Raw genomic sequence first — 22,755 nt, forward strand, 5'->3', positions numbered from 1 at the left:
TCCGGCAGTGAGCGCATGGGTTCACCTGTCCTGAAACTGGTCGCCCAGCGCGTTGCGCTGGGCGTCCTGCTCCTCTTTGCGGTATCTGTGCTGATCTTCGCCGGCACGCAAATCCTGCCGGGCGACGTTGCTCAATCCATTCTCGGACAGGCTGCGACACCGCAGGCGCTGGCCAATCTGCGCGCCCAGCTGGGGCTGAACGACCCCGCCTATGTGCGCTATTTCCGCTGGCTTGCCGGCCTGCTGCATGGCGATCTGGGCCACGCGCTGTCGAATGGCCAGGATATCGCCACATCGGTCGGCGACCGCCTGAAGAATACGCTTTTCCTCGCTTTCTGGGCGGCCATCGTGGCAGTGCCTCTGGCCATCACGCTCGGTCTGATCGCCGTGCGTCACAAGGATGGCTTCATCGACAAGCTGATCTCGGCCACCACGCTGGCGACGATCTCGCTGCCGGAATTCTTCATCGGCTATGTGCTGATCTATTACGTCGCCGTCTATCTGCAATGGTTCCCCAGCGTGTCGACCGTTTATGACGGCATGTCCTTCGCCGACCGCATGAGGGCGATCGCGCTGCCGGCCACGACGCTGACGCTGGTGGTGCTCGCGCACATGATGCGCATGACGCGCGCCGCAATCCTCAACGTCATGCAGTCGGCCTATATCGAGACGGCGGAACTCAAGGGACTTTCCCCGTTCGAGATCATCCGCCGCCATGCCTTCCCGAACGCCATCGCGCCCATCGTCAATGTCGTCATGCTGAACCTCGCCTATCTGGTGGTCGGCGTCGTGGTGGTCGAGGTCATCTTCGTCTATCCCGGCATGGGGCAATATCTGGTCGATCACGTCGCCAAGCGCGACATACCAGTGGTGCAGGCCTGCGGCATCATCTTCGCGGCCGTCTATATCTGCCTGAACATCATCGCCGATATCGCCTCCATCCTGTCCAATCCACGCTTGAGGCACCCGAAATGAGCGCAGCGTCGGAAAGCAGAAGTTTCAGGTTCCCCCGCATCCCGATAAGCGCCTGGATCGGGCTCATCGTCAGCGGCCTTTTCCTGTTCGCGGCTATTTTCGCGCCATGGGTGGCGCCGTTCGGCAACGCCCAGATCGTCGGCGACGTGTGGGAACCGATCTCCGGCGCGCATTGGCTGGGCACCGACAATCTCGGCCGCGACCTGCTGTCGCGAATGATCTTCGGCGCACGCACCACCATCACCATTGCCGCGGCTGCCACCGTCCTGTCTTTCGGATTGGGCTCGGTGCTCGGCTTCACGGCGGCGGTGATCGGCGGCTGGTTCGATCAGCTTCTGTCGCGCGGCGTCGATCTTCTCATGTCGATCCCGACGCTGATCTTCGCGCTGGTCGTGCTGTCCGTGCTGCCCGGCACGATGCTGATCCTGATCCTGGTGATGGGCATTCTCGATGCCACCCGCGTCTATCGCCTCGCCCGCGCCGTCGCTGTCGACATCAATGTCATGGACTTCGTCGAGGCGGCGAAACTGCGCGGCGAAGGCCGAATCTGGGTGATCTTCCGCGAGATCCTGCCCAATGCGCTGTCGCCGCTGGTCGCAGAACTTGGCCTGCGCTTCATCTTCGCGGTGCTGTTTTTATCGGCGCTGTCCTTCCTCGGCCTTGGCGTCCAGCCACCGGCCGCCGACTGGGGCGCAATGGTGAAGGAAAACAAGGAAGGCATCGTGTTCGGCATCCCGGCCGCCCTCATACCGGCCGCCGCCATCTCGATCCTGGCCATTTCGGTCAACCTCGTCGCCGATTGGGTGCTGAACCGCACGAGCGACCTCAAGGGAGGCCGTGGCAATGGCTAGAACAGAGGGCAAGACCAGCAAGACCGGCAAGCTGCTCGAAATCCACAATTTGCGCATCGAGGCGACGGTCTATCCCCCCGGCGGCGACCCTGAAAACGTCGTCATCGTCGATGACGTCTCATTGACGCTCGAGCCGGGCAAGGTGCTCGGCCTGATTGGCGAATCGGGCGCCGGCAAATCGACCGTCGGGCTGTCCTCGATGGGCTATGGCCGTGGCGGCGTGCGCATTACCGGCGGCAAGGTCATACTCAACGGCCGCGACATCCTCAAGGACCGCCCCGGCCTGCGCAAGCTGCGCGGCAACGAGGTCTGCTATGTCGCGCAATCGGCGGCGGCGGCCTTCAACCCGGCGCACCGGCTGATGCGGCAGGTGGTGGAAGCCTCGGTCAAGCATGGCGTCTGCAGCCGTGCCGAGGCCGAGCGGCGCGCGGTGGCGCTCTTCCGCGAACTCAGCCTGCCCGACCCCGAGCATATCGGCGAGCGGTTTCCCCATCAGGTCTCCGGCGGGCAATTGCAGCGCGTGATGACGGCGATGGCGCTGTGCTCGCAACCCGATCTCATCGTCTTCGACGAGCCGACCACGGCGCTCGACGTCACCACGCAGATTGATGTGCTGGCGGCGATCAAGAAGGCGATCCGCGATACCGGAGTCGCCGCGCTCTACATCACCCATGATCTTGCCGTCGTCGCCCAGGTTTCGGACGACATCATGGTGCTGCGCCATGGCAAGAAGGTAGAATATGGCGCCACCCAGCAGATCATCGGCGAGCCAAAAGAGGAATACACCCGCGCCCTGGTTTCCGTGCACCACATCGCGCATGAGGAAAAAAAGCCGGCACCGCAGCCTCTGCTTTTGGTCAAGAACGTCACCGCGTCTTATGGCGGCGGCACGGTCAAGGTGCTGAAGAACGTCTCGGTCGACATCAACGCCGGCCAGACCTTGGCCGTGGTCGGCGAATCCGGCTCCGGTAAATCGACTCTGGCGCGCGCCATTACCGGGCTTCTGCCGCCGTCGGAAGGCTCCATCAGCTTCGAAGGGCGCACCCTGCCGCCACGTCTTGCCGGGCGAAGCAAGGAAGACCTGCGCCAGTTGCAGATGATCTACCAGATGGCCGACGTGGCGATGAACCCGCGCCAGACGGTGGGCACGATCATCGGGCGTCCGCTACAATTCTATTTCGGCATGCGCGGCAGGGAACGCAAGGAACGGGTGCTCGAACTGCTCGACAAGATCGAGATGGGCAAGGGCTTCCTCGACCGCTATCCGGCCGAGCTTTCAGGCGGCCAGAAGCAGCGCGTGTGCATCGCCCGCTCGCTCGCCGCCAAGCCGAAGCTGATCATATGCGACGAGGTGACGTCGGCGCTCGATCCGCTGGTGGCCAACGGCATATTGAAGCTTCTTCTGGAACTGCAGAAGGAAGAGAACGTCGCCTATCTGTTCATCACGCACGATCTCGCCACGGTGAAGTCGATCGCCGATTCGATCGCGGTGATGTATCGCGGCGAAGTGGTGCGCTACGGTCCCAAGAGCGAGGTGCTCAAACCGCCTTTCGACGCCTATACCGACCTTCTTCTGTCTTCCGTGCCGCAAATGCAGGTCGGCTGGCTGGAAAAGGCCATTTCCGGACGGCGCATGGAAGCTGCGGGGAATTAGATTCTTCGGCCCAACCATTGAGGTCCGCCGATGGCATTGAACAGCAAACTCCTGCTCATCGTTCTGGACGGCGTGCCGTGGCGCAACTGGCGGCGGCTGTTCGGCAATCTCGAAGGCTGGGTGCAATCCGGCGAAGCGCAGGTATGGAAGATGCGTTCGGTGCTGCCGTCCACTTCTGCCTGCTGCTATGTCTCGATCCATACCGGCGTGTCGCCACAGGTGCATGGCATCCGCTCCAACGAGGAGCGCTTCCGCGTCGAACAGCCGGACCTGTTTTCTGAAATCTCGAAGGCCGGCGGCGTAACCGGCGCGGTGACCCATTCCTACTGGTCGGAATTCTTCAACCACTACCGAAAAGTGAAATCTGTCTATTTTCTCGGTTCCAATTCCCATAGGAATCAAGTGGTCTGGCGGTTGGCACTCATGGGCACTTGTTGACACCTACGGCGTTTTGTTGGAAGACTCCCAACACATTTTGAAAGGACTCTCCCAACATGCTAACAGAACGTGATTGCCGAACCGCCACGGCTACGGGCAAACCGGTCAAACTGACGGACGGTGGCGGGCTTTATCTCAACGTCACGCCGCGCGGAAATAAGACATGGCGTCTGGCCTACCGTGTCGGGAAAGTGCAAAAAGACCTCAACATAGGGAGCTTCCCTGAGTTCTCGCCGGCTCGCGCTCGCCTCGCGGCCGAGGACTTCAAGAAAGGAAAACTGGAACCCCTTCCTGCGTCAGATACCTTCGAGGTGTCTGCGATGACCTGGTTCAGATTGAAGTCGCCAGAGTGGGCACCACGTCATGCCTCACGAGTTCTCTCTCGCATCAAGAAAGACGCCTTCCCGCTTCTCGGCAAAAAATCAATGGCCTCGATCACGTCGGCCGACGTACTGGACGTGCTGCGCAACATAGAAGCGCGCGGCGCGCGTGACATTACCAGGCGCTTGCGGCAAAACATCGAAGGCATCTTCGTGCTGGCGATCGCCGAGGGGAAGGCAACAACGAACCCCGCCGTCGGTCTGAACCTCGTCTTGGCCAAGCGGCCCGCCACCAAACACATGCCCATGCTGCCAGTCGATCGTGTCGGTGAGTTCATGTCGGCTCTGCGTCGTTACCCAACAGAAGACAAGCGGGCCGCCCTGGCAGTAGAGTTCATGCTCAGAACTGCTGCTAGGACGACAGAAGTTCGAGGCGCTACGTGGTCGGAGATCGACGAGCGCCGCCGTATATGGACGATCCCGGCTGACCGGATGAAAATGACCAGAGAACATTCCGTCCCGCTGACCGATCAGGTTGTAGGCATTCTGACAAAATTGCCTAGAGACGGTGAGTTCTTGTTCCCCGGCAAACGACGAGGAATGATGAACGAAAACACGATGCTCTACGGCATCCAGCGGCGGCTAGGCTTCACTCAAGCAACGGGCCACGGGATGCGAGCACTGTTCAAGACGGTATGCACCGAGGCCCGTCTTGATGGGCAAGTTGTGGAGCGTTGCCTTGCCCATGTGACCGGCAACAAGGTCGAAGCGGCCTACGATGCCAGTGAATTGTTAAAACAGAAGCGGGAAATCCTTCAGTGGTATAGCGACTGGCTGGACGAACAGGAGCGCGGCGATCTGAGCGGGGTGCTGAGTTAAATTCTGTCCTTGAAGGACTCGATCTCGCGCGGCGCAACGTCTTCGAGCAGGAAAGAGATATCGTTGTTCTGGCGTTCGCCCTTTTCGACAATCGTTGCCCAATCGATCTCATAGATACGAATTGCGAATCCTTCAATGCGTTCCACGGCGATCACCACGGTCGATCCTTCAGCCTTCCGAGACACGACTATCCTTGTCTCGTCGCCCTTCCGCACAATGGTGGCGATGTGGAAATTGTATTTGGCGCCGCGAATGATCGCGTAAAGATCGATGTGCTTTTCCTTGGCGTCTCGGTCGTCGGTGGCCGGAAACGCTGTGTGACCGCCGTCCATCTGAACGAATCCTGCAACAAGCGCCTGGACGCCGCTGCTGATGTTGCCGATCTGCTTGACCTCGCGGTCGGTCAGAGCCGGCGAACGGCCGCTGGCAAGCCAATCAGGATCAACTTTCAATATGACGGCAAGTGCGTTTAGCGTCTTATCTCTTGGTTTTGTCTCGCCATAAAACCACTTCCGCACACCTTCAACGGTGACAGTGATACCGTGTTTTTCAAGCTGCTCGACGAACCATGTGAGACGACCGAAATTGATGTCGGGAACGTCAGGATTCCCGTCAACAGCTTTATCCATGCGCCGTCCAAAATCAGGATGCGCTAACTTTTTCAACGATTTACTCTCTTGCTCAATACTCATATTAAAAACTCCTTATACAAAAATATAAGTGAGAAATGTGAGCAAAAAAAGTGAATGTCAAGATCGATAGGTGAAATTTCGGATGATCCGGTCCTGCGTCGAATCCTTATCGTTGAGCACAGTTAACGCGCGTTCATCATACGTTCCCTCTGCGATGATCGGGTAAATAAGGACTTGTTTGGTCTGGCCGGGTCGCGGAAGGCGGGCGTTGGCCTGCAACCAAAGCTCCAATGAAAAGGTCAGCCCGTACCAAACGGCAATATGCCCGCCATATTGTAGATTTGTGCCGTGACCGATAGACGCTGGATGGGCCAGTCCAAGACGAATTTTATTGTTATTCCAATCGGTTACAAAATCCTTGGATTCGTTTGCGACGACCGCGTGGGGGAAGCGTTTGCGGATCGAATCCTTGTCGAATTTGAAGCCGTAGAAAACAAGCAAATTCTCGCCTTGCGCGGTCTCAACGAGTTCTTCCAAGGCTTCCATTTTGGCATCGTGGATATGCACCACGGAACGGTCTTCGCGATACATACTGCCGTTGGCCCACTGAAGGAGCTTGTTGGCAAGTACGCCATTCGATACCGCTTCTACATCGTGGGGTTCGCTATAAAGAGTAGCCTCGAAATCCCGATAATCTCGCATCGTTTTCTCAGACAGCCGCACTTTCATGGGAACGAATTGCGGGTCTGGCGTCACTTTTTCAGGCGGGATGGTCACTAGGAGATGTTCGAGACGCTTCAAGATGCCGGCTTCGGCACCCTCCTTCGGCGTCACGGTATGGGTGTACAAATCCTTGTCGAACCACGTCTTCTCAAATTCGGACTTGTTGCGGCCAAGCGCCCTGCCCTGATCGAGCAGATACGCCTGACCCCAAAGGTCAATGAGTCCTTGCGGAGCCGGCGTGCCCGTCAACTCGATCACTCGGTCGATCTTGCGGCGAGCCGTGGTCATGATGCCGAAGCGCGTCATGTTGCCACCGGGCCTCACTTTTATCTCGATCTCGCCCCCCTTCTTGACGGTCTTCACCTTGGTCGGCTTCGTGCGACCTTCACCTTGCTTCAGCCTGGAACTCTCATCGATTACAACCGTGTCCCAATACCAGTTCTCAACACTGCGAATGTGCTTCGCCAGCCATTGCAAATTGTCGAAATTCACGCAGGTGATCTCGGCCCGCTTGGCAATGGCCGCTGCGCGTTCCTCGGCGGTGCCGACGGCAACCGCGCAAGACAGCACGCGGGTGTGCGACCACGCGCGAATTTCGTCGGGCCAGGTGTTCGAGGCGACGAATTTTGGAGCAATTACGAGCACATGCGAAATCTCGAACCGATTCAGCATATCGTAGAGAGCATCGAGCGTGGCGCCCGTCTTACCGCTCCCCATGCCACTGATGATCAGTTTGCTCGGATTCTTACGGATAATCTCGGCTATGAGCCGCTGACCTTTGCGCAGGTCGGAAGGGTCTCTTGGCTTCACACCATCCTCGACTTCAAAAATTCAATGGTCTCGGCGGCGCTATAAAATACGTGAACCGTCACACCGACTGCCGCGAACCGCTCGAACTCGACGCGCTGACCCTCGGACAACTCACCTTTTTTGGTGGATGTCTTGGGCTTCTTCATTTCGATGAGGAACAATTGCCCGTAGCCGGCGAACAGACGATCGGGGCAAGAGCGGCGGCCGACGTACTGAATCTTACGCACTACCCACCCGTTGTTTTCGGCCCAGGCCACGGCGTCGAGTTCTTCGTTGGCCTCGATGCGGCGGGGCGTGAAATCGAAGTCGTCGAGGACTTTCATCTCAATGAGCCTTCATGATTCGAGCATTTTCGGAACGGTAGATTGGATCGGGTTCGAGATTCGGCAGATCGGCAAGCGCCACCCAACGAACCTCATCGCCGTCGATGGGGAACAGGCGCTCCCAAACGAAGTCGAGCCAAACCCACATGCCGTCGTCAGTTTGACGTGGCTTCCAGCAGAACGAACGCTGCCACGTAGTCACGCGGTCGTACCATTCGTCGTAAGTTTCGCCTTTCCACCTCATGCTAAAATCTCCACCACTTCGATGCCGGCCTTCCGTGATCTGCGAACCATGTCGGCCGTTCCCCGACCTCCGGGGAAAGCGACAACCAAATCAGGTTTCCCTTCGTCGATCATTTGCTGATTGCGGATTGGGCCTGCCGCTTTGCCGTGGGTGTCCCAATCGGCGTAGAATTTGAGAGTCGGGCAGAAATTGTCGGTGGCCCAATCGACCGCGAGCGTGTCGGCGCCGCGCGCCATACCGGAAATCACCGTGACGTTTGGCATCCATAGGCCATCGGGGCTACCGACAATCCAACCGCGTTCGTGGCACAGGTTATCGAGCACGGACGAAAGGCGTCTGTAATCTCGATACTCGCGGCCGCCACAGGCTAGAATTTTGCTCACGCCGCCAGCAGCCATGCGCGAAGCACGGCCTCCCTGTTTGCCTTGGTGATACGAATTGGTTTGCGAGGCTCGACCTTCGGCCCGTAGTATCCAAGGTCGCTCAAAATGCTCTCGGCCTCGGCGATGTACCGTTCATAGTCGATGTCGTCTGGAAACTCGTCGGGCAGTCGCATGCACTCGATGGCGCCGTCGGTCTTAGGCACCTTGGCGAAATTTCCCGTGGTAGGATGTGGATCGGCGCGGTAGATCGGTGCTCCGTTCACACCCCAATAATACCGCACGACTTTTCCAAGGTAGGAGCCACCACCGGGATAGACATCTGCGTCGTGCGCAGGAAGTTGGGTTCCGTCATACGCTGTGTATTCGGGGAAATGCTGGCGCTTGTACTGCGGAGATGGCTCCCAGGTGGCGCCCTTCGCAGCCTTGATGACGGTTACGAACTGCTTGATGTCGCGGCAGTTGCGGATCGTCTCGGCGACTGGTGTGCCATGTTTGATCTTGGCGAGCGCGGCGTCAGAGCAGATCGTCATCTGCGGGTTCTTCATCAATTGGCCGCGTGGGTCGAAATCTGACTTGTCAGGGTTCCACGGGTTCGAGTTGGGTCCCTTGCGCTTGTGCCCGCCGTCGGCCTTCAGCGCGAAATAACTGTTTACCGACTGGTTGTAGAGCGCCTTGTATTCTGTCGCTTCTAGGTTGAACTCAGTGTCCTTTTCCCATTGCTCAAGAACATCGTTCAGGGCACACGGGTTCAGGCGAACCGTGCGGTTCCCGCCGTCGTCAAGCGCCACACCGCCCCATTTGTCGCGCGGGCAGTAAAAGACGATACCGTCAGTGTTTGCGCTGACAACTTTTATGCCGAGGCGTTCTGCTCGCTCTATAAGAAGAAGCAACGCAAGTTGTCCTGTAAGTGTTGTTGCAATAAGAAGATGCGGGGCATAAGTAAATGAGTAAGGACTTCCTAGCGATCCGAAGCCACCTCCATTCAACGCGATCTTAAATCCCTTGTCTCTTACTTTGTCTTTCTTACGCTTTGCTTGCATGCGATCATCGCGAATGTCTCTATACGCATGAAGGAAACTCCTGCCCGTTGCCATCGGATACAGGCCGAGCGCCAGGATGATCGCAGGATAGTAAGACCCTGCGTCAACGTCACAGAGCACGTTATCGTCGTCTGACTTGATTGCACGGTTGGACTCCATCGAGTGGAGCCCGCCGATGCCCATTGAGTATTGGGTCGAACCTATGATGATCTCGGCATCGGATAACCACTTCGGCAGATCGACCTTGCCGTCGTCACGGACGATGAACTGATGCTCGGATATTCGCGTAAGAAGGTCTCGGAGAAAAGGCGTCTCGAATTGCAAATAGTCAGGCGGGGCGTATTGGAACGTCCATCCGGCTTGGACTTTTTGGCGCTCGATCCTGCGACCGAGGACAGACTCGACGCGCTTCTTGATGATCGCCAGGCCCATCTGAGAGTCGGATTTGGACCGCAGATCAATACCCAGATCGTTTCCCACGATCTCGCGCAGATGCAGTTCTTCCTTTAGAGCGACGTACAGAAGTTCCGTGGCAACGATGTCGTTCACGACGTATTCGCGTAGAAGGTCGATCTCGTCGAACGTGAGAACCCTGTCAGGGTCGAACGGCAGGTCTTGGAGGGTTAGGCCGTGCATCCGGCCGTGGAGCACCTTGAGGCTCGCAAACGGATTTGGCTGCGGCTCGATAAGATCGATGTGGTTCTGCTTGAACCGGAACGGGATATGTACCCCGATCTGTTCCTCAACGTCCCACCAACGAATGCGTCCCTTGATGATCCTGTCGCTGGCCGCCTTGACCTTCGCGGGACCGGCGCCGGCTATGATCATCCACAACAGCGGTGCGTCGTAGCCCATGCTGTTGAAGCCTACGGCCGTGTGGGTCAGGAGAATGTTGCGCAGGCGATCGAGGTCGATGGTCGAACGGTCGCTGTTCTCCATGATGAGGATTTTGCCGGTCTCGATCTGCTTCATACAGACAAGCGTGACGTTCTTGTAGACTTCGATGTCTACAATGATCGTCTTGCGCTGATGCGCGTCTATGGCGACCGGGCTGGCGCTGGCGTTCATGCTGCTACATCCAACTTCGGAAGATTAACCCAACACGGACTGACCCATGTTGTTCGCTTCTGAAAACCTTCGGGTAGATGTCTGATGTGACCCTTTCGGTAGTGTGCGGCAGCGGCAGAGCGACCTTTTTCAAGGTCAATCAATGCCGCATCTCGCGCGTCAATGTCTGCGAGAGGTTGATTTTCTTTCCACAGGTGGATGTACTTAAGACCCTCTCGACCGCCGGGGATCGCATTCAGGCCCTTCGGAGCGAGCGTATGTTTGGCTACGTACCTGTTTTCTAACTCGTATATTTCATCAAGTGTGTCGGCCCTACCTATTAGGCAGAACGAAGGCATGACCTTTCCGCTGTTGGGGATATCAACGCCCCATCTCTCTTCTATTCCGGCCAAAGAGCGCCACGCAGAGTGAAAAAAATGCCCTCCCCCGTTGAGCATATCTCGACGATGCTCGTTGAATCTCTGCATTGGATGTCTTGACGTAACCCCGATGTAACCAGACTTAAAAACATCAAAAGATGAATCTGTTAATTCTTCTGGAAATTGAAATTGTACGTTGTAAATAGTATACGACGGGAATCCTTTAGATAACCATATAAATGGGCAGTAAACACAGTATTCCGATTTCTCTGTAAGTATTGCATAGTCAGTCAAAGAACTTTCTGAGCACATTTTATTAATTGACGACATCATATCAACTTCATATTTATATACATAAATTCCTAACATAGATCCGTTAATTGGATTATTATCAATCAAATACCAATTTTCGTCGTTTTCCGCTCGCGAAGGTTCTCTTATCCTGCAGCTATAACCTGTGTCTAAACATGTAGTGGCTATGTATAAGTCATTACGTCTCAAAATATCTTTGGAATTTTCATTCTGCCACTGTGAAATAAGGCTAGACAACGCATCTCCAAATAGGCGTTCAACAGTGCTCCAATTCGGACGAAATTTCTCGCTCATTCGCCTGCACCCTCCAACGGCACGAGACGGTGCAAGCCCTGTATGCCGTGTCCTCCACGGCTCAGAGGTATCGTCCAACCGAACGGCGCGATTTGCTTGCGCACGCGATAGAGCAGCACGTTGACGATGTTCGGATCATCCGGGCCGCCGTTCGGATCGCTGGCGTAGAGGGCGTCGAAAAGCGCGCCCTTGCTCACGGCTCTTGGGTACGCTTCGGCGAGTGTCTTGACGATGATTCCGATCTGACCGCTGAATCGTGCGTGAACCAGCGACTCGGCAGGGAAATGCGTCATCTCGCGACCGCAGCAGGGGCATGGGATAGGCTTGGTCATACCAGCAAGTCACCCGTATCCGTTGCGGGCGCCGGAGTTCTGGTGACACCGCGCAATCCCTGCCAGTAGACGGAGACGTAGTTCGCCTGGTGCTTGGCGTCATCGAGCGCGGTGTGGGCTGTGCCTTCGAGTTTGCCCTCAAAGGTCACGATGCCGTCGGCTAGGTCCTTGATTGTGCGGCAGTCACGCACGTTCCAGAACTTCCAAGGTGCTGGTTTGCCGAGTATCCGACCGAAAGCATATTCGAGGATGGAAATGTCGAACGACGAGCCATTGCCCCACGGCTTTACGTTGTCGCCGTGCTTCAGGCAGAAATCGTAGAACGCCCCGAAGACGACATCCGACGGCTGCCGGCCGCGAACGACCTTCTGGCGCGCAGCATCGGATTGACCTAGCCACCATTTGATTGTGGAGCCGGAAGCCTTGCCGAATTGCATCGCACTTTCAATGTCGATGGCAGCGTCGAAGGTATCGCCGAGCGTGCCGGTGTTCGGGTCGAAATAGACGGCGCCGACGGCAACGACGGGGCAGTTGACGGCGGTTCCTAGCGTTTCAAGGTCGATCATCAGGTGTGTGAATTTCACGTCGTGTCTCCTAATCGTTCTCAATATCACTTAAAAAGTGAAAGTGTGTCAAGCCAGAAGGTCGGTTAGGTCGGATTGTTTCTGCCGCAAAACCCAATCGCCCCATTGCTCGGCGATGGCTGCGGCGTGACCTGGGGTGAATTTACTTCTCGCCATGCGACGTTCTTCAGGATCGGCGGTGGGTGCCATGCGAAACACTTCGTCTCTGGCGGTCGAGCCGTCCAATGTTCCGGTTCTTCTCAACTTGGGCAGCCCGCCCTTGAGCCACCAACAGGTCCCTTTCGTCACGTTGTCAGGGCCGTCGGGATCATCGCCGAACCACCATGGCTGCACGGTCTGGTTTGGTTTCCCGATCATCATCTGCGCATAACCCAACATCACAGGATTCTCCCAAGCGACGAACCGAACAGGGCACAGGCGCATGTGGTTCCAGAAAGCCCATGCGTGACGCCCCAATTCCAACCAACGCGCCTCATTTAGCCCGCCCTCCTTCTGCATGTTTTGATACAGGTGCTTGGCGCTCGAATTAGCCATGAACGTGCAGGTGCGATGGAATATCGCCAAGTCCCACCCATCCCCTTCGATGTCTCCCCAATCTCCCTGATAGTGCGGTCCAGGCGAAATCGCAGGCGAGAAGTCGCACGACATCGCGTAATGCCCTCTCGCGATGAAGGCGTCTCGTATAGTCCCGCTGTATTCTCCACCGACCAACACGCGGAGAGAGAGAGAGTTTATTAGCATATTATCACTTAAAAAGTGAAACTGGCGGCGCAAAAACACCGCCAGTTTCAGCCGGATCAGAAGTCGAGATCGTCGGACGAAGACGACTGCGATGACGTAGACGGTCCTTCGTCGAAGCTGTCGTCAGCCGCGAGCGTGTCGAAATCGTCTTCATCGACGTAGATGCCACCGCCGCCGAGACGTTCGCCTTCCTGACGCGAGCGAATGGCTTCAACCGAACAGGTAATGCGCGGTGTGCCGCCGTTCTCGGTGCCGTACCAGGAGATGATCACGTCGGCGTAAGTGCCGTTGTAGACAACCTCGTTGATGTCGGCGACTTCGACCGGCTTCTTGAAGCGATCCATGATCTTAGGCCGCATCTGCCCACCTCTCGGCCCTTTGGCGCTGATGACGATATTGCCCTCGTAACCCTTGTAGATTTCGCCCGCGTCATTCTTGAAACGGTCGCCCTTCTTGAAGGACAGGTTGTCGGGCTTGTCGTCCCAAAGGGTCTTCCACCAGTCTTCCGGCTTCTTGAACTCGACACCGGCCGCCTTCATCGCCGAAATGCACGCAGCCTTGTTGCTGGCGAAGTCCGGTGAATCGTGCTCAAGGATGAAGTTGGCGCCGTGCTTCGGCTTCGCGTTCGGGTCCTTGTTCTTGCGCGGCAAAGTCGCCTCCTTCAACGAATCCGCGAACGATGTGCGAACCCGCGTCAGAGTGACGGTGCGTCCGGTCTTGTCTTTCTCGTTTACTTTACCCATCGGGGTATTCCTTCTCAGTTGCTCGGTTTCTCAATAGTGGCGGGTTAATCGAGGTCGTCGAACGCATCAGCAAGCGGCGTGAGAGCCGGTTTTGCGTGATCGGCAGGGACCAATTTTGGCTTGCCTGGCGGTCTATCGACCAGCTTCAACAGTTCCTCCCACGTCTCCGGGTGGCCCTGTTTTCTCCTTCCCGGCTTCACCTTCTTCTCGATGTCGGTGATGCCGATGATTTCTCGTGGTTTGTAGGCTTCGTCGCCAAGGGCTTCGACGAGCAATGCCTCGGCCTTCTTTGTATCGACGAAGTAGCGGTTGCCGAGATCGCCTTCGACAGCCTTGGAACCTGGGTCTGGATTGCCGTCGAGTGCGGCTTGCAAGGAATCCTCGTGCAACTTGGCAAGCCAAGCGCGAATTTCCGCTGCGTGTTTGACGATGTGCCAGCGTCGTTCCGGGGTGATTGTCGAGGCGTCGAGCAGTTTCGGCTCATCGCCTTCAAGGTCGTCAAATTCATCTACAATCATGTCGAGAAGCCACTTGTTGCGAGCGGCACAGCCTTCGGGCTGGTCCTTGACGGGGCACCAGCGGCACGCCTTCGTGCCTGGTGCAAACTTGACTCTGCCCGCCGCAATGTCCGCGTATACGAGCTTCATTTTCTCGCCGAACTCGATCAGTTCTTCGAGCGAGATTTCCCAAAACTTCATTCCGCCTGCACGCGGCTGATCGATGTTCATCAGCACGGACTTGACAGCGGGCCGACCTTTGAAGTGCCAGTAACCAAGCGCGTAGAGGCGCAATTGCTTGTTGCCTACAGCATCGACGGGTTCACCGGCACCGAATTTCAGGTCGGAAATGGTGCAGAGATCGCCGGCTATGAAGCCTGTATCACACGTTCCGAACTGACCGGGGAGCCACGGTGACAAATCGACTTTGATTTCGACTGACGGCGATGATGTATGCTCGCGCACCCAATCGATACCTGTCTGCAGGTGGCGGCTCATGTCGTCGTCAACGACGAAAGTGAAGCCATCTGCAGAAATCGTTTCGCCTACGAAATGATAAGGTTCAAGACCGAACTGCAAGCACATCTCGCGCACTTCGTGGGCAACCGTTCCCTCAGCCGCGAACTGCGATGAATCGCGTTCAGGGATGCGACCTTCCGCGCGCAACTTCTCGATCTCGGCGACCGAAGCGGTACAGTCGGACCAGCGGTCGCATGCAGACGGGGAAAGGCGTGCGTGGGCTGTCATTCCAACTCACCCCTCTCGTTGAAGGGTCCTGTGTATGTGATGGGCCTGGAAATGTGCCGGCGCGTGCTCTTGTTGAACTCGCCTTCGATCGTGTCGATGAAGTGCCAGGTCTCGCGTACGACGCGCAGCGGGAAGCGGTATCCGGCGCTGTCAGCAACGATGAAACGGCACCTTGGATGAATGTCAGACACGACGAATGTCCCCGACTGCAAGGACGATGATCTCGACGAAGAAAAGGATGATCCATGTCGTCGCGTAGTTCTCCAAGCCGAAGAACAACGTGGGTAGAGCAAGGACTGCGGGCACTCCGAAAATCAGAAGGAATATCGCCGGAAGCGGCCGCATCAGCGTCCAAAAGAGCATGGGGATAATGCATCCGACGAATGCACAAATCGCGCTGATGACGGCAATTACGAAATTACTGAACGCGCTCATCCCTCCTGCCTCCAAGCGATGTAGAGGCACCACAGGAAAATCAACAGAACAAAGCCGAAGACATAGGCGACGATGCCGAAGAACAGAGCCGGCGTGGCAACGAGTGCTGGCGGCAAGATCAGCAGCGCCGAGGCCCACTGATAGGGATGGTGATAGAAGTAGTGCCAAAGCTCGTCGATGATATTGGTGATGAGGGTGGGGGTCATCTCACGCCTCGTTGCGATGAAGATAAAACTGGATGCGCCGAGGATCGGCGCAAATCATGCGAACGACCTTGCGTTTCGGGTGATCGTGGATGTACTTCGCCGCCTCGCTCTGCGCCGCAATCGGGCAGGTGTGGAAGGGAATGTTGTCCGCGACTACCGTTGTCGTACAGTCGAAGCCGACGGTGCTGCAGGTGATCAGGATGAGAGCCGAGAGCATCACTCGCCTCCCCGCGCTTTGATCATCGCGTCGGCGTATAGATAGGCGCTATCGGCCACGCGCACGTACCAATTATCGGGGTCGTTTTCATCTGGCGTTTTGTCGAAAAACTTCGGACGATATTTCACGATGATCGCCGACATGGCTTCGATAGCGATGCGGTCGCGGAGTGAAATCTTTGCCATTTGGTCCTCCTATGATTGAAACAGGTCTGCGCGGCGGGCACGCTTGCGGTCGCCGCGAGTGCGACCATCAGAGTCAGTGCGAGGCTCCGTCTTAGGGGTGCGGAAGCCCTTGCCGCCGCGCAGTTCGGACATGGTGTTCATGCGGGCCAGGAACGGCCCACTGTCCACACCAAGCGGGTTGCCGAGGCGAACCGTCGGCTCGAACGCTTTGTTCAGAATGCGTGTGAAGATGTTCATGCCTGTCTCCTATTGAGGCGCTTTGGGAGCGAGCAGACGGGTGGGAGGGGACACCGATCATCGAAGCGGGGGACGGGAACTTCGAATGATTGTCTGCTCGCCGCCGAAGCGCCTCCCGGCCGAAACCGGAAGGGCTGCGGTGCCGGCGCTTAGACGAGATCGTCGGAGTCGGCCTTGGGAGAGGTCAGGTCGCCCTTGTCCTTCAAAGCGTTCAGGTTCTTCATGAACAGGTCGATGGACTCTTCACGAATGTGATCCGTGGAAGTGGCGTCGGCGACACCTTCCTTCTTGATCTTCTCGTGATTCAGCAATGCCTTGACCTTTGTCTTGCGCGCATCGCGTTCTTCAGGGCGGTCGGTGCCCGTGATGTAGCCGGCGATGGCCTCCTTGATGCCCTCGTAAGGGTTTTCCTTCCGGTCTTCCGGCGACGTGGAAATCTGCGGCTTGGCTTCTTCCTTGGCGGTTTCCTTCTTCGGCGCGGCCTTGGTTGCCGTGGCTGTTGCAGCAATCTTGTCCATGGCTTCGGTGCGAAGTTCGTTGGACTGTTTGGTAATGGCGATCAGTTCTTTGATCGCGGCAGTGTTTTCGGCGATGGTCTGTTCGAGGCTCATGGTGTCTCCTGTGGGCGGTTCAAAATCACTCAATAAGTGAATACCCGACCCTTAAATCACCTTTTGGCGACACTTTCAACCCCAAAGTGATTTAATTTCACTTAAAACTTGATTTTGGCTTTTCGCCCCTTTATGGTCAGGCCAGATTTTCAAGAACGGATGTGAAGAATGGAAACTGCAACGCAGATGGGTCGCCCGAAGACCACCGGGGACCAGAAGCTACACGACAGTGCACTCTATCAGTTGCTTATGGACAAGCTTCCGAGCGAATTCATCAAGTATGACAAGATCGACACGCAGCGTCTGAGCGCCGCGACCGGCAACGCCAGGTACACGATCTACTGCTGGCTCAATGAACGGCGCACGCTGTCAAAGCGCGCCATTCAATCGCTTCTGGAAATCTCCCGCGAGACCGACGATCCTGAGAAGAAAGGCGCGCTGACCAAGGAAGACCTGATTCCTTTCGCTCTCGGCTTCTGAACACAGGGGTCGAGCGCATGAGTGACTCATTCCGGGTCTCGTTTTTCCGTGGCCTGAAGCTCACATGGCCGCGCGTCGAAAGCATTTCGTTACGCGACCTCGCCGGTCGCATCGCGGCGGCGCGCGCCGACCACAAAGCCGATCTGCCGATGCTCAAACTCGGCGTGTTCGAAGGCGGCGCCAAACGCGAAAACCTAAAAACCCTCAGCGGTGCCATGCTGGACTACGACGCTGGCGAAGTGTCAATCGACGAAGCTGCCGACCGTCTTCGCGATGCAGGCGTCGTTGCCCTGCTCTACTCGTCGCCGAGCAGCACCGTAGAATCTCCACGGTGGCGCGTCCTCGCGCCTTACAGGCGTGATGTTGGGCCGGTTGAGCACCAAGACCTGACCGATCGGGTTAACGGCGCTCTCGGCGGCATCATTGACGACGCCGCCTCATGGGAAACTCAACAGAGATTCTATTACGGTCAAGCCAAATATCGAGACGCCAAGAAAGGCGGCGGTGACGCAGACAAAATCGAGATCATCATCACCGAAGGCGATCCGATCGACACACTGGAGATCGAGCCGGCACCGCGCCCCGCGCGAGCTAAGGCTGCGCGAGATGATTCTGGTGATTTGGGCGACTTGCTCGGAGATGATGAAGACGATCTTTTCGACCTGGTTCGCACGTCACCGCTCGGTCTGACCGAAGACGAGATTGATGGCTTTCTCGCAGATATCCCCAATGCCGGCGACGGCATTCATTACGATGACTACGTGAATGTCGGCATGGCCATCCACCACGAGTACAGTGGGTCGGCCGAAGGCTTCGAGAAGTTCTGCGAATGGGCAGAGCAGTCCGTGAAGTTCGATCTGCACAACGCCAAAGGGCGCTGGCGTTCGTTCAATAAAGAATCCAAAAGCCCCAGGACGTTCCGTTCCATCATTCAAGAGGCCAATGCGAATCGGGCAGCAGCCAGCGCAGCGAAGCTGGCAAGCGACCTCGGCTTGGACGACTTCGACCTGCCCGCAGAACGCACCAATCTTCCCGCAGTAATTTCGCAGGGCGATCTCGACGATCTGCTCGGCGGCGACACGCCACCTGCCGCGAAAGCGGCTGCAAACGTCAAGACCGATCCCGACTGGTTGCACAAACTGCACCGCAATGAGGAAGGCGAACTCAAGAGTTCCCTGCCTAACATAGCCCTGATCATGGACAATGACCCGCGTCTCGCAGGTCTTGTTGCATATAACGAGTTCAAACAGATGGTCGTGCTGCGCGGCGAGCCGCGTATCGCATCAAAGAAGCGAGAATCGGCCCACGATCCGGTGAACCTCAAAGGGCGGTTGTGGAAGATTGAAGACACGCTGAACGGCGATAATTGGACCGATAGTCACGACATCGCCGTCCGCAATCTCATCGAGACCAAGACGCAGATGAAAGGATACGGGATCAAGGTGACAGATCGCGATCTCAACGGTGGCGTGGACCTAAGCGCACAGCGCCGAGCCTTCCATCCGGTGAAAGAAGCAATCGAGGCGGTTACGTGGGACGGGAAGCCTCGCGCCGAAACCCTGTTCATCGACTACCTTGGCTGCGACAACAACAACTATTACCGCCAGTGTGCGTTAATGACGCTGGTCGGCGCCATTACGCGCATTTACCGGCCGGGGCACAAGTTTGACTTCGTGCCGATCCTAGAAGGCGCACAAGGCAAGGGCAAATCCACGTTCATCGAAGTGCTCGGACTGAATTGGTACAACGAGCTTACCGGCGACATCCGTGATCCGAAGCAAATGATCGAATCCATGCAAGGTACGTGGATACTTGAAATCGGCGAACTTTCAGCAATGCACCGATCCGAGGTAAACGACCTCAAGGCGTTCGTAACACGCACCCACGACAAGGGTAGGCTGGCCTGGATGAAGCGCGTCCGCGAGTTTCCCAGGCAGTGCATATTCATGGGGTCCACCAACGACCGTGAGTACCTTCGAGACCGTACTGGTGGTCGCCGCTTCTGGCCCATCGTCTGCAGGGTTGACGGACAGATCGACAATCTGAAACTGCGAGAAGAAATCTTGCAGGTTTGGGCAGAGGCTCTGCACATCTATCGCCAGATGGAGAAACAGTATCCCGGAAAACAATTGCCCCTGTACCTGACCGACGAAGCCGCTTTGATAGCTCTCGAAATGCAGGAGAGCCGTCGCGTTGAGACATCCGAAGATGTGCTGTCGGGTAAAATCGGTGCGTGGCTTGATACCCCCATCGGTGCCGATTTTGACGACCTGGAAGATGCACCGAAGATTTACCGTGATGAGACTTGTATTCAGCAGATTTGGGAAGAAATGATGGGTCGTGACGGTTCTGTCCCGCACACCGATACCATTAAGATCGGTGCCGCTATGCTCGCCCTCGGATGGCCAAGGTCAAAGGGTCCAGTGATCACCATGGATATCAATCGGAAGTACGGCAAATGCCGTGTTTATACGAGGCCAAGCGAAGAAGGAGACATCATTGACCAGTTTTAGAGAATACGTAGCTGGCCGCAGGGTCGGTCATCTTTCGCACCGTCAAGAGGTGGTCGCTGCGGCGCGAGAGGTGTGGAAACAATACCGGGCAAAATTGCGAAAATCCGACTAAATAGCCTCTATTCCATCGGCCCGCTTCGGCGGGCTTTTTCTATGGAAGTTGGAAGATTTCTAACTTCTAGATGTCGAATTAGAAAGTGGAATATATCTTATTTGCCGATTTTGAGGTGAGAAATGCGATACATCTTAATTTCTGCCTTTTCTACGGGAAAATGGCCTGTATCTTAACCAAAATTCTCAGTCTCTCAGTCTTCTCAGTCCGCTCACACGGTTTCTATATCCTTGTCGTTTTGGAACTTACCACGGGGGTGGGTTTATACCCCATCTTAGCCCTTCTTATTTTACTACAACTATATAGTAATAGAGTGAGAGAACTGAGAGACTGAGAGAGCATTGATTTTACAAGGAAATTTCCTCTCACTCCATTCTCAGTCTAAGAAGCAGACTGAGAATGCTCTACAATCCATTTCCTGTTTCTCTGCTCGATTCCCCTCAAAATTTTTCAGGCCAACCGTTACTGTGTAACATCGAGGTAGGAATATGATCCTAAAACTCGTTTCGCTGCCGAAACTTTCACATTTTGCGTGAATCGCGCTCGGTGTCCCCCGCCCCCGTGCAAAATGCAACCAGTAGTACCTTGACCCAAATGGCCTGCAACCTATTGGCGCGATTGAATAATTTCGATTTTCGGCGTGCGAATGATCAGCACGGCAGCACGGCAGCACGGCAGCGTCGAGCACGGCAGCACGGCAGCACGGCAGCACGGCAGCGTCGAGCACGGCAGCACGGCAGCGTCGAGCACGGCAGCACGGCAGCTTGAAACTGGGAACAATCCGACAGGGAAGCCCGCCAGCGCGATTCAACGCATTGGCAGGCGGAATGCATCATGGCGAACGAAAACGGCGCCCAGGAAGCCCAGGCGCCGCGCTACGTCTTATCGATTGGGATTGGTGCTATCGGCGTTTCCTGCCATTGACGAAAGCGGCGTGCCGCTTGGCAAACGCCCATGCGCTCAAAGCATGGCGACCATATGGTGCGCTGCCGTATGTCAACTCGGTACGGCCGCTAGGATAGGTGCAAAGCATCCCGCCACCGCTTGCGGCGATTTCCATTTGATGCGCGCGCGATTGCCTGAAAAGCATTTTGTGTTGCTCGGTCATGGCCGATTCTCCTTTGCAGCGATATTCACTAATTAAGTGAAAGTAGTGCGGGAGTCAAGCTATACCATGTTGCCGATCAGCACGGCACCATATAGCACGACTCCGACGGCTAATGGCCAATGCCACCACGGGCGCGGCTTGCGCTTCGGCACAACGTCAACCGGCCGATCAGGCGTGCTAGGACGCGATTCGACTACTGCAGGCGGAATACACGCGCCCATGCTGCAAAGTTCTTTCCTGCCACGCTGTATAGCAACGCTTCGCCCTGGCAACGGTGCGCCGCGTGAGTCTGGCACGGAAACGATTGCGTGACCGGTTCCGAGTCCCATGATGTCGGCAACGGTGATGCTGCCCGGCATGGTGTCGGCTGCAGCTTTCAACGCCTTCAAATGGTGCGACGTGCTGCCGCGCAAAGCATGTTGGACTCTTGTGGCAAGCTGCCCGCTGATAACGTGCGGCAAGTCTGAAGGCGATTGGGTAACGTAAATCAGGCCGACTCCTTTCGATCGAATGAGTCGAGTGATTTGCTCAATGCGCCGCACAACGGCTGGAGTCGCACCGTCAAACACCAAATGCGATTCATCGATCATGACCATGAGTCCAGGTGCAGCAACGTCGCCGATCTCGCCTAAGCCGGAATAGAGCGACTCCAGCACATGCGCGGCGAATGCGCCATATAGACCGGGCACGGCCGCAAGCATGCCGCACGTTAGAACGGTAACGCCGCTAACGTCGCGTGGATCGAATGACGATCGGCCGAACGCCCATGGCGCGCCACGTTCCAGGCGAAGCAAGGCGCGTTGCACGGCCGCCACGGAAACGGGCGAAACAAGGCCATATGACGCGCTCAAATCAGCGCCGCATGCGTCATTCAACAATGCGCGCAAGTCTGCCAACGTGGCAACGACGCGGCCGGTATCGTCTGCCCAGGCGAGCGCAATTTGAATGGCGCCGGCTTGTGCGTCGGAAAGATCAAGCGCGCGGGCAATAAGATCGGCGCCGAGACTGCCAACGCGCATTTGTGGAAAGATGCAATCGCCAAGCGACTCAAGATCGCCTTTCGCGTCTAGCACTAAAACCGGGCAAGGTGCGCGTTCGACAATGGCGCCGAGAGTCGTACTTTTGCCCGTGCCCGTGGCGCCGAAGATTCCAACGTGCCGGGTTAGATAGCGATATGGAATCGCGGCGCCGCTACCTAATGGGATGGAGTCAGTCATGCGCGCGCCATTCGCGCAACATTTCCGCAGCTTGTGAGCGATCGACGGGAATTGACACATTCCAAGAAAAAGCGGGAATGATGCATGCGAGTTTATCGCCCGTTATGTCGTTTCGGTAGCAGACAAGAATTGCCCGACTCGAATGGTGATAGCGGCGCATCGTTCCACAATTCCAACGATCGATTCTCATGATCCCGACTCCTTGGCCGTCATGGCGATGGAATAGAAAAGGTTATGGGCGCCGTTTTTGTTTTCTTCGGACGGGCAACGTTCCGCACGATCAAGCGCCGCGTTGTAAGCATCAGCTTGCACTTGCGTGAAAACGTATCCCGTAAATGCGCGATATCCGGCCGCAATGCGCGTCATGATCTCGACTTCCTGCTAGGCAACGTTTCCAGGAAGCCGGCATAACGCGCCCATAGACTCGGCCGTCGCTTAATGTTCGCTGCCAAATCTTCACGCGTTAGCGGATTAGTTGGATGCTT

29 protein-coding genes and 1 pseudogene are annotated in these 22,755 nt (G+C 56.6%); 7 read left to right on the top strand and 23 right to left on the bottom strand.

What is annotated here, in order from left to right; translation table 11 throughout:
- Window positions 1-15: 15 nt before the first annotated feature.
- The 5 genes and pseudogenes from BFN67_RS15485 to BFN67_RS15505 all read left to right on the top strand — a co-directional run bounded on the left by BFN67_RS15485 (window position 16) and on the right by BFN67_RS15505 (window position 5,117).
- Window positions 16-975, top strand: a complete 960-nt coding sequence (locus BFN67_RS15485) for an ABC transporter permease (RefSeq protein WP_080920440.1) — start codon at window positions 16-18, stop codon at window positions 973-975.
- Window positions 972-1,826 carry an ABC transporter permease gene (locus BFN67_RS15490; RefSeq protein WP_080920441.1) on the top strand — a complete coding sequence of 285 codons (855 nt, stop codon included), beginning with the start codon at window positions 972-974 and terminating at the stop codon, window positions 1,824-1,826. Before BFN67_RS15485 ends, BFN67_RS15490 begins: the two co-directional genes overlap by 4 nt.
- A complete protein-coding gene (locus tag BFN67_RS15495) occupies window positions 1,819-3,480 on the top strand; it encodes an ABC transporter ATP-binding protein (protein ID WP_080920442.1) in 1,662 nt (553 codons plus the stop codon). The genes BFN67_RS15490 and BFN67_RS15495 overlap by 8 nt, the downstream gene beginning before the upstream one ends.
- A gap of 30 nt (window positions 3,481-3,510) precedes the next feature.
- Window positions 3,511-3,831: pseudogene (locus BFN67_RS15500) on the top strand (alkaline phosphatase family protein); the annotation flags it as partial.
- A 143-nt stretch (window positions 3,832-3,974) separates the two neighbouring features.
- Window positions 3,975-5,117: a tyrosine-type recombinase/integrase gene (locus BFN67_RS15505; protein WP_080920443.1), complete on the top strand. Its 1,143-nt coding sequence runs from the start codon at window positions 3,975-3,977 to the stop codon at window positions 5,115-5,117.
- Here the strand turns inward: BFN67_RS15505 and BFN67_RS15510 are convergent.
- The 19 genes from BFN67_RS15510 to BFN67_RS24365 all read right to left on the bottom strand — a co-directional run bounded on the left by BFN67_RS15510 (window position 5,114) and on the right by BFN67_RS24365 (window position 16,840).
- Window positions 5,114-5,809: a hypothetical protein gene (locus BFN67_RS15510; RefSeq protein ID WP_139789203.1), complete on the bottom strand. Its 696-nt coding sequence runs from the start codon at window positions 5,807-5,809 to the stop codon at window positions 5,114-5,116. The genes BFN67_RS15505 and BFN67_RS15510 overlap by 4 nt on opposite strands.
- Before the next feature lie 57 nt (window positions 5,810-5,866).
- The gene (locus tag BFN67_RS15515; RefSeq protein ID WP_080920445.1) at window positions 5,867-7,282 is read right to left on the bottom strand and encodes an SNF2-related protein; all 1,416 of its coding nucleotides are present in this window, start codon (window positions 7,280-7,282) and stop codon (window positions 5,867-5,869) included.
- Complete coding sequence (locus BFN67_RS15520; protein WP_080920446.1) at window positions 7,279-7,605, bottom strand: PDDEXK family nuclease; 327 nt, start codon at window positions 7,603-7,605, stop codon at window positions 7,279-7,281. Before BFN67_RS15520 ends, BFN67_RS15515 begins: the two co-directional genes overlap by 4 nt.
- 1 nt (window position 7,606) lies before the next feature.
- Window positions 7,607-7,849 carry a hypothetical protein gene (locus tag BFN67_RS15525; protein WP_080920447.1) on the bottom strand — a complete coding sequence of 81 codons (243 nt, stop codon included), beginning with the start codon at window positions 7,847-7,849 and terminating at the stop codon, window positions 7,607-7,609.
- Window positions 7,846-8,247 (bottom strand): DUF2493 domain-containing protein, encoded by a 402-nt coding sequence (locus BFN67_RS15530; RefSeq protein ID WP_080920448.1) that lies wholly within the window; start codon window positions 8,245-8,247, stop codon window positions 7,846-7,848. Before BFN67_RS15530 ends, BFN67_RS15525 begins: the two co-directional genes overlap by 4 nt.
- A complete protein-coding gene (locus tag BFN67_RS15535; protein WP_080920449.1) occupies window positions 8,229-10,340 on the bottom strand; it encodes a hypothetical protein in 2,112 nt (703 codons plus the stop codon). Before BFN67_RS15535 ends, BFN67_RS15530 begins: the two co-directional genes overlap by 19 nt.
- A complete protein-coding gene (locus tag BFN67_RS24050) occupies window positions 10,337-11,305 on the bottom strand; it encodes a GIY-YIG nuclease family protein (RefSeq protein ID WP_139789204.1) in 969 nt (322 codons plus the stop codon). The genes BFN67_RS15535 and BFN67_RS24050 overlap by 4 nt, the downstream gene beginning before the upstream one ends.
- Window positions 11,302-11,598 (bottom strand): helix-turn-helix domain-containing protein, encoded by a 297-nt coding sequence (locus BFN67_RS15545; protein ID WP_080920451.1) that lies wholly within the window; start codon window positions 11,596-11,598, stop codon window positions 11,302-11,304. The genes BFN67_RS24050 and BFN67_RS15545 overlap by 4 nt, the downstream gene beginning before the upstream one ends.
- Before the next feature lie 35 nt (window positions 11,599-11,633).
- Complete coding sequence (locus tag BFN67_RS15550) at window positions 11,634-12,221, bottom strand: 3'-5' exonuclease (RefSeq protein WP_139789206.1); 588 nt, start codon at window positions 12,219-12,221, stop codon at window positions 11,634-11,636.
- A 48-nt stretch (window positions 12,222-12,269) separates the two neighbouring features.
- Entirely contained in the window at window positions 12,270-12,785 is a 516-nt protein-coding gene (locus BFN67_RS15555) for a hypothetical protein (protein WP_204842179.1), read from the bottom strand.
- Between the two features lie 233 nt (window positions 12,786-13,018).
- Entirely contained in the window at window positions 13,019-13,705 is a 687-nt protein-coding gene (locus BFN67_RS15560) for an ssDNA-binding protein (protein WP_080920454.1), read from the bottom strand.
- Between the two features lie 44 nt (window positions 13,706-13,749).
- Window positions 13,750-14,949, bottom strand: coding sequence for a DUF2800 domain-containing protein (locus BFN67_RS15565; protein ID WP_080920455.1), 1,200 nt, complete (start codon window positions 14,947-14,949; stop codon window positions 13,750-13,752).
- On the bottom strand, window positions 14,946-15,140 hold the full coding sequence (locus BFN67_RS15570) for a hypothetical protein (protein ID WP_080920456.1): 195 nt from the start codon (window positions 15,138-15,140) through the stop codon (window positions 14,946-14,948). Before BFN67_RS15570 ends, BFN67_RS15565 begins: the two co-directional genes overlap by 4 nt.
- Window positions 15,133-15,384 carry a hypothetical protein gene (locus BFN67_RS15575; protein ID WP_080920457.1) on the bottom strand — a complete coding sequence of 84 codons (252 nt, stop codon included), beginning with the start codon at window positions 15,382-15,384 and terminating at the stop codon, window positions 15,133-15,135. The genes BFN67_RS15570 and BFN67_RS15575 overlap by 8 nt, the downstream gene beginning before the upstream one ends.
- Entirely contained in the window at window positions 15,381-15,590 is a 210-nt protein-coding gene (locus BFN67_RS15580) for a hypothetical protein (protein ID WP_080920458.1), read from the bottom strand. The genes BFN67_RS15575 and BFN67_RS15580 overlap by 4 nt, the downstream gene beginning before the upstream one ends.
- Before the next feature lies 1 nt (window position 15,591).
- Window positions 15,592-15,807, bottom strand: a complete 216-nt coding sequence (locus BFN67_RS15585) for a hypothetical protein (RefSeq protein ID WP_080920459.1) — start codon at window positions 15,805-15,807, stop codon at window positions 15,592-15,594.
- Window positions 15,807-15,992: a hypothetical protein gene (locus BFN67_RS15590; protein ID WP_080920460.1), complete on the bottom strand. Its 186-nt coding sequence runs from the start codon at window positions 15,990-15,992 to the stop codon at window positions 15,807-15,809. Before BFN67_RS15590 ends, BFN67_RS15585 begins: the two co-directional genes overlap by 1 nt.
- 9 nt (window positions 15,993-16,001) lie before the next feature.
- Entirely contained in the window at window positions 16,002-16,229 is a 228-nt protein-coding gene (locus tag BFN67_RS15595; RefSeq protein ID WP_080920461.1) for a hypothetical protein, read from the bottom strand.
- A 149-nt stretch (window positions 16,230-16,378) separates the two neighbouring features.
- Window positions 16,379-16,840 carry a hypothetical protein gene (locus BFN67_RS24365; protein WP_080920462.1) on the bottom strand — a complete coding sequence of 154 codons (462 nt, stop codon included), beginning with the start codon at window positions 16,838-16,840 and terminating at the stop codon, window positions 16,379-16,381.
- A gap of 168 nt (window positions 16,841-17,008) precedes the next feature.
- Between BFN67_RS24365 and BFN67_RS15605 the strand changes: the two genes are divergently transcribed.
- On the top strand, window positions 17,009-17,320 hold the full coding sequence (locus BFN67_RS15605; RefSeq protein ID WP_080920463.1) for a hypothetical protein: 312 nt from the start codon (window positions 17,009-17,011) through the stop codon (window positions 17,318-17,320).
- Window positions 17,321-17,337: 17 nt separating this feature from the next.
- Window positions 17,338-19,833, top strand: coding sequence for a VapE domain-containing protein (locus BFN67_RS15610; RefSeq protein WP_080920464.1), 2,496 nt, complete (start codon window positions 17,338-17,340; stop codon window positions 19,831-19,833).
- Between the two features lie 1,013 nt (window positions 19,834-20,846).
- On the opposite strand, the gene BFN67_RS15615 is transcribed toward BFN67_RS15610, so the two are convergent.
- The 4 genes from BFN67_RS15615 to BFN67_RS15625 are packed head-to-tail and all read right to left on the bottom strand — an operon-like array spanning window position 20,847 to window position 22,636.
- Window positions 20,847-21,053: a hypothetical protein gene (locus BFN67_RS15615; protein WP_080920465.1), complete on the bottom strand. Its 207-nt coding sequence runs from the start codon at window positions 21,051-21,053 to the stop codon at window positions 20,847-20,849.
- A 59-nt stretch (window positions 21,054-21,112) separates the two neighbouring features.
- A complete protein-coding gene (locus BFN67_RS15620; protein ID WP_158083519.1) occupies window positions 21,113-22,270 on the bottom strand; it encodes a helicase HerA-like domain-containing protein in 1,158 nt (385 codons plus the stop codon).
- Window positions 22,263-22,460, bottom strand: a complete 198-nt coding sequence (locus tag BFN67_RS24370) for a hypothetical protein (RefSeq protein ID WP_158083520.1) — start codon at window positions 22,458-22,460, stop codon at window positions 22,263-22,265. The genes BFN67_RS15620 and BFN67_RS24370 overlap by 8 nt, the downstream gene beginning before the upstream one ends.
- Window positions 22,457-22,636 (bottom strand): hypothetical protein, encoded by a 180-nt coding sequence (locus tag BFN67_RS15625; protein ID WP_080920467.1) that lies wholly within the window; start codon window positions 22,634-22,636, stop codon window positions 22,457-22,459. The genes BFN67_RS24370 and BFN67_RS15625 overlap by 4 nt, the downstream gene beginning before the upstream one ends.
- Window positions 22,637-22,755 lie beyond the last annotated feature (119 nt).

This window comes from Manganibacter manganicus (genome assembly GCF_002075885.1).
In the GTDB taxonomy this organism is placed as follows: Bacteria; Pseudomonadota; Alphaproteobacteria; order Rhizobiales; family Rhizobiaceae; genus Mesorhizobium; species Mesorhizobium manganicum.

Excerpts from the sequence above, each read along its gene's own strand:
- BFN67_RS15485 (WP_080920440.1), top strand. The coding sequence starts at position 16 with ATGGGTTCACCTGTCCTGAAACTGGTCGCCCAGCGCGTTGCGCTGGGC.
- BFN67_RS15490 (WP_080920441.1), top strand. The coding sequence starts at position 972 with ATGAGCGCAGCGTCGGAAAGCAGAAGTTTCAGGTTCCCCCGCATCCCG.
- BFN67_RS15495 (WP_080920442.1), top strand. The coding sequence starts at position 1,819 with ATGGCTAGAACAGAGGGCAAGACCAGCAAGACCGGCAAGCTGCTCGAA.
- BFN67_RS15505 (WP_080920443.1), top strand. The coding sequence starts at position 3,975 with ATGCTAACAGAACGTGATTGCCGAACCGCCACGGCTACGGGCAAACCG.
- BFN67_RS15510 (WP_139789203.1), bottom strand. The coding sequence starts at position 5,809 with ATGAGTATTGAGCAAGAGAGTAAATCGTTGAAAAAGTTAGCGCATCCT.
- BFN67_RS15520 (WP_080920446.1), bottom strand. The coding sequence starts at position 7,605 with ATGAAAGTCCTCGACGACTTCGATTTCACGCCCCGCCGCATCGAGGCC.
- BFN67_RS15525 (WP_080920447.1), bottom strand. The coding sequence starts at position 7,849 with ATGAGGTGGAAAGGCGAAACTTACGACGAATGGTACGACCGCGTGACT.
- BFN67_RS15530 (WP_080920448.1), bottom strand. The coding sequence starts at position 8,247 with ATGGCTGCTGGCGGCGTGAGCAAAATTCTAGCCTGTGGCGGCCGCGAG.
- BFN67_RS15535 (WP_080920449.1), bottom strand. The coding sequence starts at position 10,340 with ATGAACGCCAGCGCCAGCCCGGTCGCCATAGACGCGCATCAGCGCAAG.
- BFN67_RS24050 (WP_139789204.1), bottom strand. The coding sequence starts at position 11,305 with ATGAGCGAGAAATTTCGTCCGAATTGGAGCACTGTTGAACGCCTATTT.
- BFN67_RS15545 (WP_080920451.1), bottom strand. The coding sequence starts at position 11,598 with ATGACGCATTTCCCTGCCGAGTCGCTGGTTCACGCACGATTCAGCGGT.
- BFN67_RS15560 (WP_080920454.1), bottom strand. The coding sequence starts at position 13,705 with ATGGGTAAAGTAAACGAGAAAGACAAGACCGGACGCACCGTCACTCTG.
- BFN67_RS15565 (WP_080920455.1), bottom strand. The coding sequence starts at position 14,949 with ATGACAGCCCACGCACGCCTTTCCCCGTCTGCATGCGACCGCTGGTCC.
- BFN67_RS15575 (WP_080920457.1), bottom strand. The coding sequence starts at position 15,384 with ATGAGCGCGTTCAGTAATTTCGTAATTGCCGTCATCAGCGCGATTTGT.
- BFN67_RS15580 (WP_080920458.1), bottom strand. The coding sequence starts at position 15,590 with ATGACCCCCACCCTCATCACCAATATCATCGACGAGCTTTGGCACTAC.
- BFN67_RS15585 (WP_080920459.1), bottom strand. The coding sequence starts at position 15,807 with ATGCTCTCGGCTCTCATCCTGATCACCTGCAGCACCGTCGGCTTCGAC.
- BFN67_RS15590 (WP_080920460.1), bottom strand. The coding sequence starts at position 15,992 with ATGGCAAAGATTTCACTCCGCGACCGCATCGCTATCGAAGCCATGTCG.
- BFN67_RS15595 (WP_080920461.1), bottom strand. The coding sequence starts at position 16,229 with ATGAACATCTTCACACGCATTCTGAACAAAGCGTTCGAGCCGACGGTT.
- BFN67_RS24365 (WP_080920462.1), bottom strand. The coding sequence starts at position 16,840 with ATGAGCCTCGAACAGACCATCGCCGAAAACACTGCCGCGATCAAAGAA.
- BFN67_RS15605 (WP_080920463.1), top strand. The coding sequence starts at position 17,009 with ATGGAAACTGCAACGCAGATGGGTCGCCCGAAGACCACCGGGGACCAG.
- BFN67_RS15610 (WP_080920464.1), top strand. The coding sequence starts at position 17,338 with ATGAGTGACTCATTCCGGGTCTCGTTTTTCCGTGGCCTGAAGCTCACA.
- BFN67_RS15615 (WP_080920465.1), bottom strand. The coding sequence starts at position 21,053 with ATGACCGAGCAACACAAAATGCTTTTCAGGCAATCGCGCGCGCATCAA.
- BFN67_RS15620 (WP_158083519.1), bottom strand. The coding sequence starts at position 22,270 with ATGACTGACTCCATCCCATTAGGTAGCGGCGCCGCGATTCCATATCGC.
- BFN67_RS24370 (WP_158083520.1), bottom strand. The coding sequence starts at position 22,460 with ATGAGAATCGATCGTTGGAATTGTGGAACGATGCGCCGCTATCACCAT.
- BFN67_RS15625 (WP_080920467.1), bottom strand. The coding sequence starts at position 22,636 with ATGACGCGCATTGCGGCCGGATATCGCGCATTTACGGGATACGTTTTC.